Genomic DNA, 16,944 nt, shown 5'->3' with positions numbered 1-16,944 from the left:
CGTTTAGTAGTCCTTGACCATCCCGAGCGGCTGAGAGACCTGGATCGATGAAGCCGCAGCAACCCTGGTTGCCGCATTTCCTCCTTGAACTGCGGCAATAACGAGGCTGGTGTCGCAGGAAGCCGTTATCCCGGCTCAGGACACCTTCCGTAGGGTGCTACTGCCAGGAGCGATGGAGTGTTTTCTATGACTGCAGTACTGCCCTCTTCCACGTCCTCCCCCGCGTCACGCACAGGACCGGGTGCGGCCCTGCCGGTGAAGTTCGCCGGGCTCGGCCGCAGCTTCGGCTCCGGACCGAATGAACATGTAGTCCTTCGGGACATCACCTTCGAGGTCCGGCCCGGCGAGGTGCTGGCCATTCTGGGCCCGAGCGGCTGCGGCAAATCCACCCTGCTGCGGGCCGCCGCCGGCCTGGACCTGCCCACCGACGGCAGCATCCTGATCGACGGCAAGTCCGTCAGCGGGATAGACGACCGCTGCGCCGTCGCCTTCCAGGAACCACGGCTGCTGCCGTGGCAGACGCTGCAGGCCAATATTGCGATCGGGCTGCCCAAGTCCGCGAGCGCCAGCCGGGGGAAGGCCAAGGTGGCCGAACTCCTGGACCTGGTGGGACTGTCCGCCTTCGCCAAACACCGGCCCCGGGCGGTATCCGGGGGCATGGCCCAGCGGACCTCCCTGGCCCGGGCCCTGGCCCGGGAACCCGGTGTCCTGCTCCTGGATGAACCCTTTGGTGCCCTCGACGCACTGACCCGCCTGAAGATGCAGGACCTGCTGCTCACCCTGCACCGGGCAGCGCCCGCCACGGTACTGCTGGTGACCCACGACGTGGATGAAGCCCTGCAGCTGGCGGACCGCATCATTGTCCTCGGCAGCCAGGACGGCGTCCCCGGTGCCACCATCACCGAAGTTGTCACCGTTCCCGGCGCCCGGCCCCGTGACCGCGCCTCGGCGGAACTGGCCCGAATGCGCGGCGAGCTCCTCGCTCTTCTCGGCGTCGAGCGCCACTAGACCCCCACCCCCACCCCGGGACCTCTCCCGGCCCGCTCCTGCCCTTTTCCGGGGCGGAGCTATCCCGTGTTACCCGCTTACCGGCCACTGCCGACCGCTTTCGCGTACCCGGCGCAGGCCCCGCCTCCCTAAGGAATCGATTCCCATGAACAGCCGTTCTCCAATCCGATACCGCACGGCCCGCACGCTCGCCGCAGCCACCGCCGTCGCCGGCCTTGCCCTCACCGGGTGCGTTGCCGGAGAAGACTCCACCGGTGCGTCCGCCGTCCAAGACGCCGACGGAGGCACCCTGACCCTCGATTTCGCCACCTATAACCCGCTGAGCCTGATCATCAAGGACCAGGGCTGGCTGGAGGACTCCCTGGCCGACGAGGGAGTCACGGTGGAATGGGTCCAGTCCGCCGGATCCAACAAGGCCAATGAGAACCTCCGCTCCGGTGCCATCGACGTGGGTTCCACCGCAGGCTCCGCGGCTCTGCTCAACCGGGCCAACGGTTCCCCGATCAAGGCCATCGATGTGTTCTCCCAGCCGGAATGGGCCGCCCTGGTGGTCGGCGCCGACTCCGACATCACCTCGGTGGCGGATCTCGCTGGCAGGTCCGTAGCCGCAACAAAGGGTACGGACCCGTACTTCTTCCTGGTTCAGGCGTTGGAGGAAGCGGGCCTGAGCCTCTCGGATGTCACCGTGGAGCAGCTCCAGCACGCCGACGGCCGGACCGCATTGGACAACGGGTCCGTCGATGCCTGGGCCGGGCTGGATCCGATCATGGCCGACGCCGAGCAGAACGGCGCCCGGCTGGCCTACCGCAACCTGGACTTCAATACCTACGGACTCCTGGCCGCCAACGAATCCTTCCTGGAAGAGGACCCCGAGCAGGCGCAGGCCGTGGTCAACGCCTACGAAAAGGCGCGTGCCTGGGCGGCGGAAAACCCCGACGAAACCGCGCAGATCCTGGCCGACGTGGCCGGATTGGACCCCGCGGTCGCCAAAACGGTGATTCTGGAGCGCAGCAACCTGGACGTTGACCCGGCACCCGGCGAGGCCCAGCGCCGCGTCCTGGCGAAGATCGGCCCCACACTGGTGGAGACCGGCGACGTGGCCAGCCAGGAGCAGATCGATGACGCTCTGGACAGCCTCCTGGACGACACCTATGTGCAGAACGCGGATCCGGATGCCCTCGGAGCATCCTCATGAGCACCCCGGCACCTTCCGCCGCTGTAAGCCGGACCGGTGGGACCCCAGCCCGCGGCACCTCGAAGGCACCCGCCGGGAGAGCCGGCGGCCGGCTGGATCGGCGGCTTGCACGGCTCGGCCTGGGACTTCTCGTCCCCGTGCTGCTGCTCGCCGCCTGGCAGCTCACCTCCACTGCGGGGGTCTTCAGCGCAGTGCAGCTGCCCTCCCCCGGAGCGGTGTACAACGCCGCAGCGGATCTGGTGCAGCGCGGCCAGTTCGGCACCCATATCGCAATCTCCACCCAGCGGGTGCTCACCGGTTTCGCCATCGGATCGGCGCTGGGATTGGTTCTGGGCGCACTGCTCGGCCTGTCCCGGTTGGCCGATGCCCTGCTGGGACCGGTGATCGGAGCCCTGCGGGCGGTGCCGTCCCTGGCCTGGGTGCCCCTGCTGATCCTGTGGATGAAGATCGGCGAGGACTCCAAAATCACGCTGATCACCATCGGCGCGTTTTTCCCCGTTTTCACCACGGTTGCCCTGGCCCTGCGGCATGTGGACCGGAACCTGGTGGAGGCGGCCCGGGCCTTCGGGCTGCGCGGAGTGAAGCTGCTGACCACCGTCCAGCTGCCGGCCGTGGTGCCGGCGGTCTGCTCCGGCCTGCGGCTCGCGCTGGCCCAGTCCTGGCTGTTCCTGGTCGCGGCCGAACTGATTGCATCCTCGATGGGGCTGGGGTTCCTGCTGATGGATTCGCAGAACAACGGCCGGACGGACCGGATGTTCCTGGCCATCATCACCCTCGCCGTCTTCGGCAAGGCCACCGATGCCCTGCTGGGCATCGCGGAGAAATGGGCGGTGAAGAAATGGGCCTGACCGCACTCCCCGCCACATTGCCGGAGCCGGCCACGGAAAGCGAACGCATTGCGTTCTGGGAATCCGCTGCCCGCCGCCTCGAGTGGGAAACGCCGTGGTACACGGCGCACACCTTTGAAAAACCGCAGCGGCTCAGCGGGCCGGACATCCCGGAGGCGGACGCCGACTACACCGTTCCCGCCATCGAATGGTTCGCCGGCGGCCGGTTGAACGCGGCGGTGAACTGTGTGGACCGGCATGTGGCGGCCGGCCGCGGGAACCGGGTGGCCCTGCATTTCGAAGGCGAGCCCGGCGACCGGCGCACCCTCACCTACAACGATCTGCTCCGCGAGGTCAGCCGTGCCGCGAACGCCCTGCAGGACCTTGGCGTCGGGGCCGGTGACCGGGTGGTGATCTATCTGCCCGTACTGGTGGAAACCATCGTGATCACCCTGGCCTGCGCCCGGATCGGTGCCGTGCATTCGCTGGTGTTCGGCGGGTTCTCCGCCGAAGCGCTGAAGTTCCGCGTCCGGGACACCGGCGCCAAGCTGCTGGTCACCACGGACGGCCAGTACCGCCGCGGAAAGGCCGTGCCGGTCAAGGACAACGCGGATGCCGCCGTTGCCGGCGCGGACACCGTTGAACACGTGCTGGTGGTCCGCCGCACCGGCTCCCCGGTCACCTGGGTGGACGGCCGTGACGTGTGGTGGCACGAAACGGTGGAGACGGCGTCGGACGTCCATACCCCCGCCGCCTTCGACGCCGAGGCGCCGCTGTTCATCATGTACACCTCCGGCACCACCGGACGGCCGAAGGGCCTGGTCCACACCACCGGCGGGTACCTGACCCAGGCGGCGGAGAGCTACGCGTACCTCTTCGGCCATCCCGACCCCGCGCAGCGGGCCGCGGACGTGCACTGGTGCACCGCCGATCTGGCCTGGGTCACCGCCCACACCTATGAGATCTACGGACCGCTCGCGAACGGCGCCACGCAGGTGATCTTCGAAGGCACCCCGGACACCCCGCATCCGGGCCGGCACCTGGAGATCATCGAACGCTACGGCGTGACCAGCTACTACACCGCCCCCACCCTGGTGCGGTCCCTGATGGGCTGGTTTCCGAACGGCATCCCGGACGCCTATGACCTCTCCTCCATCCGCCTGCTCGGCACCGTGGGCGAGGCCGTCAACCCGGAGGCCTGGCGCTGGCTCCGCCGCGAGCTCGGCCGGGACGAGGTGCCGGTGCTCGATACCTGGTGGCAGTCCGAAACGGGTGCGGCCATCCTCTCCCCGCGGCCTACTGACACCGTGTTCAAGCCCGGCTGCGCCGCCCGGGCCCTGCCCGGCGTCGGCACCCGGATCGTGGACGCGGACGGTAACCCGGTCCCGCCGGACACCCAGGGCTACATAGTGGTGGACCGGCCCGGCCCGGCCATGGCCCGCACGGTCTGGGGCGACCCGCAGCGCTACCTCGACTCCTACTGGCGGCAGTACGCACAGCAGGGCTGGTTCCTGGCCGGTGACGGCGCGCGGTACGACGGCGACGGCGACACCTGGATCCTGGGCCGGGTGGACGACGTGCTGAACGTGTCCGGGCACCGGCTGTCCACCATCGAAATCGAATCGGCCCTGGTCTCGCATCCCTGGGTGGTGGAAGCCGGCGTCTGCGCTGTCGCCGATCCCCGCACCGGACATGCGGTCGTCGCGTTTGTGGTGCTCACCGCCGCCGCGGACGCTTTACGGGCCGGCGAGGACCTCCGGGCGCACGTCGGCCGGGAGATCGGACCAATCGCCCGGCCCGCCGCCGTCGTTGCTGTCCGCGACGTGCCCAAGACCCGGTCCGGGAAGATCCTCCGCCGCCTGCTGGCCCAGCTGTTCGAGGGGACCCCGCTGGGCGATACCAGCAGCCTGCAGAACGAACCCTGCATCGCGCAGATCCAGGCCGAACTGCGGCGCCGGCGGGAGGGCTAGTGTCTGCGCGTCAGCGTGACCCGATCCAGCACCACGGATCCGCCCATGGCCTGGTGGACCTGCAGGAATTCGGTGGGCGAAACCTCAAGGATGTAGCTGTCCGTCCGGGACGGCAGCAGGTCCTCGCGCCGACCCTCGATCAGGTCGAGGAACACCCCGGTGGCCTCCCGCCGGCCCATCGGTTCGGTGAAGGTCACCCGATGCGCGGCCGAGGCCATCTTGTAGCCCGTCTCGACAACAATCACGTATTCGTCCACTCCGGCCTCCTGAGTGCCCGCGGCGCACGCGCCCCTACCTGCAACCTAAGCCCACACCGGCACCAAACCACAACGGGAAGCTCCCCGATCCGCCCTGCATCACCCGAGGAAGGACCACTCTGCCCATGAGTGAACATCAGTTCGGTTTCCGCACGCGTGCCCTGCACGCCGGCGGCACCCCCGACGCCCTGCACGGCGCCCGCGCCGTGCCCATCTACCAGTCGACGTCCTTCGTCTTTAAGGACACCGCCGACGCCGCCAATCTGTTCTCCCTGCAGAAGTACGGCAACATCTACTCACGGATCGGCAACCCCACCGTCGCCGCGTTCGAAGAGCGCATTGCCGCGCTGGAGGGAGGCATCGGAGCGGTGGCGACGGCGTCGGGCATGTCCGCCGAGTTCATCACCTTCGCCGCCCTCTGCTCCGCCGGGGACCACATCGTGGCGTCCGCCCAGCTCTACGGCGGCACGCTCACGCAGCTGGACGTGACCCTGCGCCGGTTCGGGATCGACACCACGTTTGTCCCGGGCACCGATCCGGCGGACTATGCCGCAGCGGTGCAGGAGAACACCAAGGCCGTGTACGCCGAGGTCGTCGCCAATCCCAGCGGTGAAGTCACCGATATCGAGGCGTTGGCACGGGTGGCGCACGACGCCGGTGTGCCGCTGATCCTGGACGCCACCTTGAGCACCCCGTATCTTGTCCAGCCGTTCGCGCACGGCGCGGACATCGTTATCCATTCCGCCACGAAGTTCCTGGGCGGACACGGCACCACCCTCGGCGGCGTCGTGGTCGAAAGCGGCCGGTTCGACTGGGGCAACGGAAAGTTCCCGGCCATGACCGAACCGGTACCCAGCTACGGCAACATCTCCTGGTGGGGGAACTTCGGCGAATACGGGTTCCTGACCAAGCTCCGCTCCGAGCAGCTGCGTGACATCGGCCCCTCGCTGAGTGCGACGTCGGCGTTTGCGCTGCTGCAGGGGGTGGAAACGCTGGCCCAGCGCCTGGACGAACACCTGCGCAACGCCCAGGCGGTGGCCGAATGGCTCGAAACGGATCCGCGGGTGTCCTGGGTCAGCTACGCCGGGCTCCCGTCGCATCCGCATTATGGGCGGGCGCGGAAGTACCTGCCCAAGGGACCCGGCTCGGTCTTCAGCTTCGGGGTCCGGGGCGGCCGGGCGGCGGGGCAGACCTTCATCGAGTCCCTGCAGCTTGCCTCCCACCTGGCCAATGTGGGTGACTCCCGCACGCTGGTGATCCATCCGGGGTCCACCACGCACCAGCAGCTGTCGCCCGACCAGCTCATCAGCGCCGGCGTTCCCGAGGACCTGATCCGCATTTCGGTGGGTCTGGAGGACCTGGACGACATTCTCTGGGACCTGGACTCCGCGCTGACGGCGGCCGCCGGGGCTGCGCCTACCACCGTTCCGTCTGTCGAGGAGGAGATTGCCCATGTCCGCTGACACCACTGACCGGCCACGCACCTGGACCGGCCCGACGGCGCCGGAGCGGCTTGCGCTGCTGCGCTCGGCCGAGTCGATCGCCATTGTCGGGGCATCGGACAAGCCCTCGCGTGCGTCCTACTTCGTCGCCACATACCTGCTCTCGTCCTCGCGGTACCGCGTGTATTTCGTGAACCCGACGGCGAAGGAGATCCTGGGCCGACCGGTTTATGCCTCGCTGGCGGACCTGCCCGAGGCCCCGGACATCGTGGACGTGTTCCGCCGGCACGAGGACCTGCCGGAGGTGCTCGCGGAGACGAAAGCTGCAGGGGCCGGGACCCTCTGGCTCCAACTGGGATCGTGGCATGAAGAGGTTGCCCGGCAGGCCGAAGCGTCAGGACTGAGCGTGGTGATGGACCGCTGCGTGAAGATCGAGCATGCCCGCTTTCACGGGGGCCTGAACCTGGCCGGTTTTAACACCGGTGTGATCTCCTCCAAGCGGCAGCTGACGGCTTAGCAGCCGGGCTGCGGGTCTTGCGTGGCTCGGCCTACCGGTCCCGGTTGGAGTGGCCGTGGCCGTCCTGGCGGGAGTTGTTCCGTTGCGAATCCGAACCGCCGTACGTCGACGCGCCGCCTCCCGGTCCCATTGTGTCCCTGACCCGGCCGTCCGACCGCCGGTTTTCGTGCGGGACATAGCCGGTGTGCGGGCCCGCGTCCTTGCGGGACCCGGCGCCGGGATTGCCCGAAGGCCCTGGATAATCCGGGCTCGGGACCGGCACCGCCGACGGAACTGCCGCCGGATCGGGTGCCGCTGCGGGAGCCTGCACGGGGACAGCCTCAGGTGCGGGGGTGGGTTCAGGAGCGGGCGCCGCCGCCTCGGGCACCGCAGCTGGGGCAGGTGCCGCCGGGGTGGCCTGTTCCAGGGAGGGCGCCTCCGGGGCAGCGGGTTTGGCTCGTTCCAGCGTGGGCGCTTCCGGAGTGAAGGTGACCTCGGGCCTTGGATCCGCTCGGACCAGGAAGTCAGGGTTGGCCGCGACGCCGCCCGCACCGACGCCCATGGCCCCGATCAGGGCAGCGCCGAGGATGATGCCGCGGCCGCGCCGGGCCCTGGGGCGAAGCGGCACGGGGTTGCCGGCGAAAAGGGCAGCCAGCTCTCCGTCCGGTTCCGGCGCAGGTACGCGGGACTGCAGGCGCAGGGCGAACAGTCGCTCAACCAGTTCGGGAGACTCCTCGACGCCGGCTTCCGCCAGGAGGCCGCGGACATAGAGCCTGTCCTGCGCTTCAGGATGCTGGTTCATTGTCCGGTACCTCCTTCCGTTCGAGTTGGTTTTTGAGTACACCCAGTGCCCGGCGCTGGAGCTGCTTGACCGCTCCGGCACTGCGGCCCATGATTTGCGCCGATTCTTCAATGGAAAGATCGGCCACCACGCGCAGAAGCAGGACTTCCTGCTGCTGCGGCGTGAGCCCTTCCAGCAGGGCTGCGGCTCCCGCAACGGAGCCGAGCACGCTTTCCTCGGCGGATTCGGCTTCACGGCGGTCCAGCTCCGGATCAAACACGGCCATCACCGGCTCGCGCTCGCGCCGTCGGAGGTCGTCCACCATACGGGCGTGGGCAACGGAGAAAGCGAAGGTACGGGCCCCTCGGAGCCCTCCCTTAAGCGTGTCCAGTTTGGAGAACAGCGTCAGGAAGACTTCCTGCGTGAGTGCTTCGGGGTCGTCGCACCCCTTGGAGCGGAGGTACCCGAGGATGCCGGGCGCGAAGTCGTCGTAGATTTCCCGCAAAGCCGCCGGTTTTCGGGCACGTGCATCACGGAGCGTTTGCTCAGTAAGCGGTGCAGGCACGGCGGATTCACTTTCCTGGGAAGCGGGAGTGGTCCAAATGCTACCGTGTCCACCGCCGTAGACATGCGTGCAACGGCCGCACCGATGCTCGTTGGGGGGATAAGCCTCGGCGCGGCCGTTACAAACAAGTAATCGCGAACGGGTACGAAAAGGTTACGCAGCTCGCGGAAAATCTTTTCGGCAGGGCCGTCCGGACCTAGTGCGCCTCCACAATCCGCGCATTTCCGGCAAAACGGCGGTTCTTCAACACCGGCAGGAACTGCCGTACGTCGTCGATCCGCTGGCGGGTGACGTCCGCCGTCACTACCGCCTCGCGCTCGTCCTCCAGCGCTGCCTGCGGCACTCCCATGGGATCCAGAATGGCGGAGTGGCCCACGGTATGCCGGCTGGAGGTTCCCGCCGCGGCAACCCACAGCGTGTTTTCGATGGCACGCGCCTTGAGCAGGGTTTCCCAGTGGTCGATCTTGTGCTCGCCCTTGAACCAGGCTGCCGGCACAGCCAGCAAATCCGCGTCGAGGTCGGCGAGCGCCCGGGCCAGTTCCGGGAAGCGCAGGTCGTAGCAGGTCATGACCCCCACCCGGAGGTCCCCTACCTGCATAACCTTCACGCCGCCGTCGCCCGGTTTGATCCGGGTCGATTCGGCATAGGAGAACGCGTCGTAGAGGTGCAGCTTGCGGTACGTGTCCACTATCCGTCCGACCGCATCGATGAGGACCAGTGTGTTGAACGGCCGTTCCTCGCCGCTGGACTCGTAGCCGCCGGCGATCACCGCAATCTCCAGCTCGGCGGCGAGCAGGGACAACTGGGAGACGAACGTGGTCCAGGAGGCGTCGACGGCGGCGGCCAGCGATCCTTCCACCTTGCCGATGCTGAACATGGATTCTTCGGGGAAGATGATCAGCTCGGAGCCCTCGGCGCGGGCCTTGCCGGCCAGGGAACGCATGGTGTCCAGGTTCTCCCGGACGTCACCGGAGGGGCTGAACTGACCGACGCTGACTTTCACAGGAAACCACCTTCACTTCGGGCTGGGTTGCTCCCAGCCTAGAGCAGGTCAGCGTTGTTCTGCAGGATCCTCCGTGAAGCGGCAGATCGGTGACCGGGCCAGTGCCGTAGGCGCACCGGCGCTGGCGGCTATCCGTCGTCCTGAGCGGCCCAGAACTCCAGAATGGTCCGGGTGACCTCATTCGGAGCCACGAGCAGCGGCGCGACATGCCCACCGCCGGTCACCGGTACGAATTGACCGGCAGGCAACGAACGGGCCGCCCGTTCCGCTTCCCCGGCGTCGTTCATGGCATCATCCCGGCCGGCCATCAACAGTGTCGGCACCTGCAGCCGCGGCAGGACCGGGCGGAGGTCCGGACGGCGGAGCATCAAGGAGCGCATGGCCCAGTACTTTCCCCGCCTGTCGCCGCGTTGGAAGGCGGCGGCAACAACGGAGGCAGCTGAAGGTGCGCTCGTGGCGGCTCCTGGGCCAACCAGCGCTTCCACCACCAGGTTGCTCAATGGTCCCGGGCCCAGAATCCGGTACAGCCGGACGAGGAGGGCGGTCTTCCGGCGGTCGGCCGCCGGCAGCGGATAGGCCGGGGTGCCGATGGCCACCAAGGTCCTGATGCGGGCCGGAGAGCTATCCGCCAGGAGTATGCCCACGTGTCCGCCCCAGGCGTTACCCACCCAATCGACCGGAACGGCAACCTGCAGGGCATCCATCACCTGCACCGCCGCTGTGGCGCAGTCCTGCAGGGAATAGAGCCTTCGGGGACCTGGACTGTCTCCATGACCGGGACCGTCCATCAGGAACAGCTCGCGCCCGTCCCCCAGCTCTTGGGTTACGAGGTCAAAAGTCTCCGAATCAACGAACATGCTGTGCCACAGGAACACCGGTGGGCCCACGCCGATCCGGCGGATTTTGATGGGACCAACGGCCGTAGGGACCACGGTTGACGTTGTTTTCGTATCCACGCCCGCCTCCTAAGAACGGATCCTTGGAATGCTTCGGATTCCGAAGCTTGTGACCTAGACTTTCCACCATGTCACTGCCGCCGTCAAGAGGTTCCGCTAACGAAAATCCTTACCGAAGGAGACTCCCTGTCGGCCAGCTCCTGGTCCGCCTCCTGGCCGAATTCCGACGTGAACTGCTGGAAGAGGCAGACCGGCACGGATACGGGGATCTGCGCCCCGCCCACCTACAGATCACCGGCAATATAAGCACGAAGGGAATCCGTCTGACGGCCCTCGCAGCAAGGGCGCAGCTTAGCCTCGCCGCTACATCGGAACTGGTGAATGAACTGCAGGCCCTGGGCTACCTGATGCGCGTTCCCGACCCCGCTGACGCCCGGGCGAAACTCATCCTGCCGACCCCGCGGGGCCTGCAGATGCTCAGCGACGCGTCGGACAAAGTTCGTGAACTGGAGCAACTGTGGGGAACATACGCCGGCGAGCAACGCTTCGAAGCAGCAATGTGGACTCTCCAGGACATTCTGGACGCAACTCGACGCCCAGCCGGCAACGGATAGAACGTGCGTCGGCGGTGTCAGGGCGGACCCCTCGCGCTCCCCTAGACTTGGGCGGCATGGATGAAATCACTGCCCCCGTTGACCTCGGCTCTCCCGCCGGGGTGCTGAATCCGGCAGCCGTGGGCTTTGCCCGCAGCGCCCTGCACCGTCCCGTGGTCCCCTCCGGTGCCAAAGGCGGATGGCGGACCAAGCGCTGGGAGTACTGGGGCATCCTCACACCCGAACTTGCCGTCGGCCTGACCATTGCCCATTTGGATTACGCCTCCACCCTGCAGCTGTACGTGTTCGAACGCAGCACGGGCAAGGAGACGAGCCTGGAGCCGCTGAAGATCCTGCCCTCCTACGCGGACGTCTCCCTGCCGGATGCGCTGCCGCCGCTGACGGCGTTCGGCGCCTTTGGCGGTGCCAGCCTGCGTTTCCACGACGCCGACGGCGGCACGCGCCTGCAGGCCTCGTCTCCCCGGATCACCGCAGACCTGTTCGCCGAAGCGGACGGGGATGTCCTCGGCGTAGTGGTGCCGTGGTCAGCGAGCCGCTACCAGTACACGCTGAAGGACGTGGCCCGCCGGGTGTCGGGCACCGTCACGGTGGACGGGCGGAAGTATCCGGTAGGCGGGGCGGATTCGTTTGCGGTGCTGGACCGCGGCCGCGGGCGCTGGCCGTACTCGCAGCGCTGGAACTGGGGCGTGGGCTCGGGCACGGTGGACGGCACCCGGCTGGGCCTGCAGATCGGCGGGAAATGGACCGCGGGCACGCCGGCCACAGAGAACGCCCTGATAGTGGACGGGAGGCTGCACCATTACGACGGCGAACTGGAGTTTGCGTACGATCTCGCCGATCCGGCGTCGGCCTGGCGGGTGCACGGACCGTGGATCGATGCCACCCTGACCCCCTTCCACCGGCGGGTGGCGGCGACGAACGCCGTCGTCATCAGTGCCCGGACCTGGCAGGCCTTCGGCACCTGGACCGGAACAGCGCGCACCCCGGACGGCACGGAGTATTCCCTGGACGGGCTGGGCGGCTGGATCGAGGAGGCCCGCAACCGCTGGTAGCCCGGGTACGACGGCACCGGTTCCGGCGCGGGAACCCGGCCGTTGACCAGCGTCCCGGCCCCTGTTAGCTTCGGGAATCATTTCCCGCGCCGGACAGGAGAACCCCATGACCCTTGTCATCTCATCCATTGCCCTCGACGCGGCGGATCCGCCGCGGCTGGCGGAATTCTGGACCCGGGCGCTGGGCTACCGGATTGCGGAAACCAACGATGCCGACGTCGTTTCGCTGGTTCGGGCTGACGGCAGGGCCGGTCCGGACATCGACATCATCCCCGTGCCCGAGAGGAAGGCTGTCAAGAACCGGCTGCACTTGGACCTGCGGGCAGCGCAGGGCAGTAGTCAGGACCAGGAAGTGGAACGGCTGCTCGCGCTGGGCGCGGTCCGGGCCGACGTCGGGCAGGGAACCGAGGTGGACTGGGTGGTGCTGGCCGATCCGGAGGGCAACGAGTTCTGCGTGCTGAGCCGCTCCGAAGCGGCCCCGGATCTGCAGGCCGCACGGTAGACGCACGGAAGGCCCCCAGCCTCAAGGACTGCGGGGCCTTCCGTGCGTAGTGGCTCTACTCGTTGATGAGGTCCCGCACCACGATCGTCTGGTCACGGTCCGGACCCACGCCGATGGCAGAGAAACGCGTGCCGGACATCTTTTCCAGCGCCAGCACGTAGTTCCGGGCGTTGTCCGGCAGGTCCTCGAGGCTCTTGGCGCCGGTGATGTCCTCGGTCCAGCCGTCGAAGTACTCGAAGATCGGCTTGGCGTGGTGGAAGTCGGTCTGCGTCATCGGCATCTCGTCGAACCTGACGCCGTCGACGTCGTACGCCACGCACACCGGGATCTTCTCGATGCCGGTCAGCACGTCCAGCTTGGTCACGAAGTAGTCCGTGAAACCGTTGACGCGGGAAGCGTGGCGGGCCAGGACTGCGTCGTACCAGCCGCAGCGGCGCGGACGGCCGGTGTTCACACCGAACTCGCCGCCGGTCTTCTGCAGGTACAGGCCCATGTCATCAAACAGTTCGGTGGGGAACGGGCCGGCACCGACGCGGGTGGTGTAAGCCTTGATGATGCCCACGGATCGGGTGATCCGGGTGGGGCCGATGCCCGAGCCGACGGACGCGCCGCCCGCGGTCGGGTTGGAGGACGTGACGAACGGGTAGGTGCCGTGGTCCACGTCCAGGAACGTGGCCTGGCCGCCCTCCATGAGGATGACCTTCCCTTCGTCCAGGGCGGAGTTCAGCTCATAGGTGGAGTCGATGACCATGGGGCGCAGCCGGTCCGCGTAGGAGAGGAAGTACTGGACAACCTCTTCGGCGTCGATGTCGCGGCGGTTGTAGACCTTCAGCAGCAGCTGGTTCTTCTGCTTCAGGGAGCCTTCGACCTTCTGGCGCAGGATGGACTCGTCGAAGATGTCCTGCACGCGGATACCCAGCCGGGCCACCTTGTCCATGTAGGCCGGGCCGATGCCGCGTCCGGTGGTGCCGATGGCACGCTTGCCCAGGAAGCGCTCGGTGACCTTGTCCATTACCTGGTGGAACGGGGCCACCAGGTGCGCGTTGGCGGAAATCCGGAGCTTGGACGTATCCGCGCCGCGGGATTCGAGGCCGTCGATCTCGGCGAAGAGCGCCTCAAGGTTCACCACGCAGCCGTTGCCGATCACCGGAATCGCGTTGGGGCTGAGGATGCCTGCGGGCAGCAGCTTGAGTTCGTATTTTTCACCGCCGACGACGACGGTGTGGCCGGCATTGTTTCCGCCGTTGGGTTTGACGACGTAATCGACGCGGCCGCCGAGCAGGTCGGTGGCCTTACCTTTACCTTCGTCGCCCCACTGGGCGCCGACGATGACAATAGCTGGCATGGGATCCTCCCCCATTAGATACGGGACGGAGCTGCTTGGTTGCAGATCCGCTACCGTGCATGAGAACGCCCCTGAACTTGGACCGTCATGCCTCACGGCGTACCTCGGCGCAAGTTTGCGGGGCTCTTACCTGCCAAGTTTAGCCGATCATGCTGTTCCTCACTCGAGAATGCGCTGCAGGGGCATCTATCTGCGGTGCTTCGCAGGTAGCGTAGCCAAATGGACCGATTACGCGGCTACATTGCAGGGCTGGGCACTGCCTCCGGCACAAGGCTGGTGGTTGGGCACTGGCTCGATTCCCCGCTGGGCGCTTTCACCGATGTGATGGCCGAGGACGACGCCGGCGTGCGGACGCTGCTGGCCCCGTCCGAGGCGGCGGCCCGGTATATCGGCGAAACCTACAATTTCGACCGGACCGTGGTGGCACCCGTGGACGCAGTCCTTTCCCGGGAGGCGCTCCGGGTGGCCGCAGGACCTCTGCGGCTGGAGGTCGTGCTGGGGCCGGTGACCTTCCTGGGCCGGGTATTGGAGCACGTGCCGGGTCCGCTGGCCGTGGCTCCGTGGTGGCTGCGGCTGATCAATCCCGTCGCCAAGCTGCTGGCTCCGGGCGTGCTGACCGCAGGATCGGCGGGCGGCGGGCGGCGGGAGTTCTACGGCGTCCGGTCCATCCGTTCGCTGGTGTCCGCTACCGCCGCGTGGGACGGCGCCGATCTGGGCGGGCTGCGTCCAGTCGAACCGCCCGTAAACTTCGGCTTCAGTTCCGTTCCGGCTGCCCCGCGGATTGTCGCCGTCACCACCACCATCCTGCCCTGAGCAGGAGGGTCGGGCCTCTCCCCGCCCGGATCCCTGCCGTTTGTCCCGATCGCCTGCGCTTTGTCCGGATCCCTGCAGTTTGTCCGGATCCCTGCGCCGCGCAGCGCAGGAACTGTTCCAAACTGCAGGGATTGAGACAAACCGGAGGGTTTCCCAACCCATCGGCGACCGCGCGCCCGGGCCGGTAGGGGTTCTCCTTCCGAAGCTGTTGCATGGGGGCAACCTTTGCCCCAGCGAACTATTTCGGGTTCGCCGGACCCAATTTCACACTCGGGGGAAGCGCGCCGATTACCCGGATCCCTACGCTTTCAGAGTCATCCAACACCTGGATGCCCTTCTTTACTCAGGAAGCAGGGAATCACATGAAAAAGACGACAGCCGGCCTCGCTCTGACGGCCATCACCGGACTCGGGCTCCTTTCGGCAACACCGGTGCTGGCCGCCGAACCAGCTCGCACCTCTACGGCCCCGTATCCCAACTGTCCGGCGGCAGCAGCCGCCGGAGCGTACAACATTCCTTCCACCGATCCCGGCTACGGCGCCTGGCTGGACAACGACATGGACGGCATCGGCTGCGAGGATTCCTCCCGGCCCATGCCCCAGCCGCAGGGACATATGGACAGCAACGGCCAATGGACCCCGACTCCCGTGGAAACGATGCCGCCCCAGGTAGGCCGGGTGCCGGCGGGCGGCGCCAACACGGGCATCACGCAGGAGCCGGAGGAGTCCAGCGCCGGAGTCCTGGCCCTTGGCGGCGGATTGGTGCTCGCGGCGGCGGCAGGCGGCACCTTCATGGTGCGGCGGCGTCTCGCCGGCCAGGAATAAACGGAAACAGGCAAGCAGATAAACATGGGGAACACTCAGGGCGGCCGCCGCAGAAGCCTTGGTGCGGCTGCGGCGGCCGCGCTTCTCCTCCTCACGGGGGTCAGCAGCGCCGGACCCGTAAGCGTTCTCGGCACCTCAGCAACAACAGCCCTTGCACCGGCACCAACCGCCTCTGCAGCAACCGCCCCGGAAACGGCCGTACCGGTACCCGCACCGCCGTCGCCGTCGCTACCTGCCGCGTCGCCCTCGGCACCGAACGCCCAGCCCGCGGGAATGCCGGAATCCGCACCGGCGGCGTTGCGCATTCCCTCTATCGGGGCGGCGTCGAGAATTATCCGGCTGGGCTTGGACGACGACGGCGCGCTCCAGGTCCCTCCGGGCAAACCGGGTTCGCCTGCCGGGTGGTACGAGCACTCCCCGACTCCGGGCGAAACGGGTCCGGCCGTGCTACTGGGGCATGTGAATGCCGAGGGAGGAGGGCCCGGGATTTTCGCCGACCTCCGCCGGCTCTCCCCCGGTGACCGGATCGAGGTGGTCCGGGAGGACGGGAGTACAGCAGTTTTTGCGGTGCTGCGCGGCGAGCAGTACCCCAAGGACAACTTCCCCACGTCGCAGGTGTACGGCAACACTGCCGGACCGGAGCTGCGCCTGATTACCTGTGACGGCTACGACCCGAAAACCGGGCGCTTTGATGACAACTACGTGGTGTACGCCGCGATGGTTCCCTGAAGCTGCACTGCCGTCCTGCTGCACTAGGGTCTTGGAGTAACAGCGGCTCCGTTCTCCGAACCGGCACGGTGGCGCAGAGTTTCAGGGGGAAACAATGGGTAAACCAACTATTCGTTCCGGCGGCACCCAAACAAGGCCAAAGAATAAGGGGAAAAGTGCCCGGCATGAGGCATCGACTTTTTTGGCCGCGCTGATCTGCCTGGTGCTGGGTGGCATTTGCCTCCAATCGGACATCACTGACGTCAGGGATGACAAGCGCCTTCTTGCAGAGGGCGTGCAGGCTCAGGGCGTTGTTATCCACACTTACGAGGAACGCCACGGAACAGCACGGTACGGGTCCACCGAGACAGTCGCTTCGATCATTTATTCACCCTCCGATGGGAACGAAGTCAAAATCACCCATACGGTGCGGAATACATCCGCCGAGGGGCTTGAGGACCAAGAGGTAACGCTGTTCTACAACCCGGCTGACCCTTCCGAAGCTGTTGTCGAAGAATGGCGTGACGAGTACGACTGGATGACCGTGGCGGCAGTCCTGTTTTTGGCCGGGGGTGCCTTCACCTTGGTGGTAGGTACGCGCTCGTATATTAGGAGGCGACGGAAGCCGGCGGGAAAACCGCTCTAG

The 16,944-nt window shown here is 67.1% G+C and carries 19 protein-coding genes; 13 read left to right on the top strand and 6 right to left on the bottom strand.

The window, feature by feature from the left end; translation table 11 throughout:
- Positions 1 to 186 precede the first annotated feature (186 nt).
- The 4 genes from LOC56_RS06610 to acs all read left to right on the top strand — a co-directional run bounded on the left by LOC56_RS06610 (position 187) and on the right by acs (position 5,000).
- Entirely contained in the window at positions 187 to 1,008 is an 822-nt protein-coding gene (locus LOC56_RS06610; RefSeq protein WP_229951474.1) for an ABC transporter ATP-binding protein, read from the top strand.
- A gap of 145 nt (positions 1,009 to 1,153) precedes the next feature.
- Positions 1,154 to 2,203 (top strand): aliphatic sulfonate ABC transporter substrate-binding protein, encoded by a 1,050-nt coding sequence (locus tag LOC56_RS06605; RefSeq protein WP_229951473.1) that lies wholly within the window; start codon positions 1,154 to 1,156, stop codon positions 2,201 to 2,203.
- On the top strand, positions 2,200 to 3,051 hold the full coding sequence (locus LOC56_RS06600) for an ABC transporter permease (RefSeq protein WP_229951472.1): 852 nt from the start codon (positions 2,200 to 2,202) through the stop codon (positions 3,049 to 3,051). Before LOC56_RS06605 ends, LOC56_RS06600 begins: the two co-directional genes overlap by 4 nt.
- Positions 3,027 to 5,000, top strand: a complete 1,974-nt coding sequence (gene acs, locus LOC56_RS06595; RefSeq protein WP_229951471.1) for an acetate--CoA ligase — start codon at positions 3,027 to 3,029, stop codon at positions 4,998 to 5,000. Before LOC56_RS06600 ends, acs begins: the two co-directional genes overlap by 25 nt.
- Here acs and LOC56_RS06590 read toward each other — a convergent pair.
- Positions 4,997 to 5,257 (bottom strand): hypothetical protein, encoded by a 261-nt coding sequence (locus LOC56_RS06590; RefSeq protein ID WP_229951470.1) that lies wholly within the window; start codon positions 5,255 to 5,257, stop codon positions 4,997 to 4,999. The genes acs and LOC56_RS06590 overlap by 4 nt on opposite strands.
- Positions 5,258 to 5,382: 125 nt before the next feature.
- Here LOC56_RS06590 and LOC56_RS06585 point away from each other — a divergent pair, with 125 nt between their 5' ends.
- Positions 5,383 to 6,720: an O-acetylhomoserine aminocarboxypropyltransferase/cysteine synthase family protein gene (locus LOC56_RS06585; RefSeq protein ID WP_229951469.1), complete on the top strand. Its 1,338-nt coding sequence runs from the start codon at positions 5,383 to 5,385 to the stop codon at positions 6,718 to 6,720.
- Positions 6,710 to 7,216 (top strand): CoA-binding protein, encoded by a 507-nt coding sequence (locus tag LOC56_RS06580; RefSeq protein ID WP_229951468.1) that lies wholly within the window; start codon positions 6,710 to 6,712, stop codon positions 7,214 to 7,216. The genes LOC56_RS06585 and LOC56_RS06580 overlap by 11 nt, the downstream gene beginning before the upstream one ends.
- Before the next feature lie 31 nt (positions 7,217 to 7,247).
- On the opposite strand, the gene LOC56_RS06575 is transcribed toward LOC56_RS06580, so the two are convergent.
- The 4 genes from LOC56_RS06575 to LOC56_RS06560 all read right to left on the bottom strand — a co-directional run bounded on the left by LOC56_RS06575 (position 7,248) and on the right by LOC56_RS06560 (position 10,500).
- The gene (locus LOC56_RS06575; protein WP_229951467.1) at positions 7,248 to 7,997 is read right to left on the bottom strand and encodes a hypothetical protein; all 750 of its coding nucleotides are present in this window, start codon (positions 7,995 to 7,997) and stop codon (positions 7,248 to 7,250) included.
- Positions 7,981 to 8,481, bottom strand: coding sequence for an RNA polymerase sigma factor (locus LOC56_RS06570; RefSeq protein ID WP_229951466.1), 501 nt, complete (start codon positions 8,479 to 8,481; stop codon positions 7,981 to 7,983). Before LOC56_RS06570 ends, LOC56_RS06575 begins: the two co-directional genes overlap by 17 nt.
- A gap of 256 nt (positions 8,482 to 8,737) precedes the next feature.
- Positions 8,738 to 9,544, bottom strand: a complete 807-nt coding sequence (locus LOC56_RS06565; RefSeq protein WP_229951465.1) for a carbon-nitrogen hydrolase family protein — start codon at positions 9,542 to 9,544, stop codon at positions 8,738 to 8,740.
- A gap of 128 nt (positions 9,545 to 9,672) precedes the next feature.
- Entirely contained in the window at positions 9,673 to 10,500 is an 828-nt protein-coding gene (locus LOC56_RS06560) for an alpha/beta fold hydrolase (protein ID WP_229951464.1), read from the bottom strand.
- Positions 10,501 to 10,568: 68 nt separating this feature from the next.
- Between LOC56_RS06560 and LOC56_RS06555 the strand changes: the two genes are divergently transcribed.
- The 3 genes from LOC56_RS06555 (at position 10,569) to LOC56_RS06545 (ending at position 12,608) form a co-directional block, all read left to right on the top strand.
- Positions 10,569 to 11,054: a MarR family winged helix-turn-helix transcriptional regulator gene (locus LOC56_RS06555; protein ID WP_229951463.1), complete on the top strand. Its 486-nt coding sequence runs from the start codon at positions 10,569 to 10,571 to the stop codon at positions 11,052 to 11,054.
- 56 nt (positions 11,055 to 11,110) lie between these two features.
- Entirely contained in the window at positions 11,111 to 12,106 is a 996-nt protein-coding gene (locus LOC56_RS06550; RefSeq protein WP_229951462.1) for a DUF2804 domain-containing protein, read from the top strand.
- Between the two features lie 106 nt (positions 12,107 to 12,212).
- Positions 12,213 to 12,608, top strand: coding sequence for a VOC family protein (locus LOC56_RS06545; protein ID WP_229951461.1), 396 nt, complete (start codon positions 12,213 to 12,215; stop codon positions 12,606 to 12,608).
- Positions 12,609 to 12,663: 55 nt separating this feature from the next.
- Here LOC56_RS06545 and LOC56_RS06540 read toward each other — a convergent pair whose 3' ends face one another.
- The gene (locus LOC56_RS06540; RefSeq protein ID WP_229951460.1) at positions 12,664 to 13,953 is read right to left on the bottom strand and encodes an adenylosuccinate synthase; all 1,290 of its coding nucleotides are present in this window, start codon (positions 13,951 to 13,953) and stop codon (positions 12,664 to 12,666) included.
- Positions 13,954 to 14,172: 219 nt separating this feature from the next.
- On the opposite strand from LOC56_RS06540, the gene LOC56_RS06535 reads away from it, so the two are divergent.
- From LOC56_RS06535 to LOC56_RS06520, 4 genes are all read left to right on the top strand, one after another.
- Positions 14,173 to 14,766 carry a hypothetical protein gene (locus LOC56_RS06535; protein ID WP_229951459.1) on the top strand — a complete coding sequence of 198 codons (594 nt, stop codon included), beginning with the start codon at positions 14,173 to 14,175 and terminating at the stop codon, positions 14,764 to 14,766.
- Between the two features lie 362 nt (positions 14,767 to 15,128).
- Positions 15,129 to 15,590, top strand: coding sequence for an excalibur calcium-binding domain-containing protein (locus tag LOC56_RS06530; protein WP_229951458.1), 462 nt, complete (start codon positions 15,129 to 15,131; stop codon positions 15,588 to 15,590).
- Between the two features lie 24 nt (positions 15,591 to 15,614).
- The gene (locus tag LOC56_RS06525; protein WP_229951457.1) at positions 15,615 to 16,319 is read left to right on the top strand and encodes a class F sortase; all 705 of its coding nucleotides are present in this window, start codon (positions 15,615 to 15,617) and stop codon (positions 16,317 to 16,319) included.
- A gap of 94 nt (positions 16,320 to 16,413) precedes the next feature.
- Positions 16,414 to 16,944, top strand: a complete 531-nt coding sequence (locus tag LOC56_RS06520; RefSeq protein ID WP_229951456.1) for a DUF3592 domain-containing protein — start codon at positions 16,414 to 16,416, stop codon at positions 16,942 to 16,944.

The sequence above is a fragment of the Arthrobacter sp. zg-Y179 genome (genome assembly GCF_020907345.1).
GTDB classification, from domain to species: domain Bacteria; phylum Actinomycetota; class Actinomycetes; order Actinomycetales; family Micrococcaceae; genus Arthrobacter_B; species Arthrobacter_B jinronghuae.
Note: the sequence above shows the minus strand (reverse complement) of the source record. Positions and strands in the feature narration are given on the sequence as shown.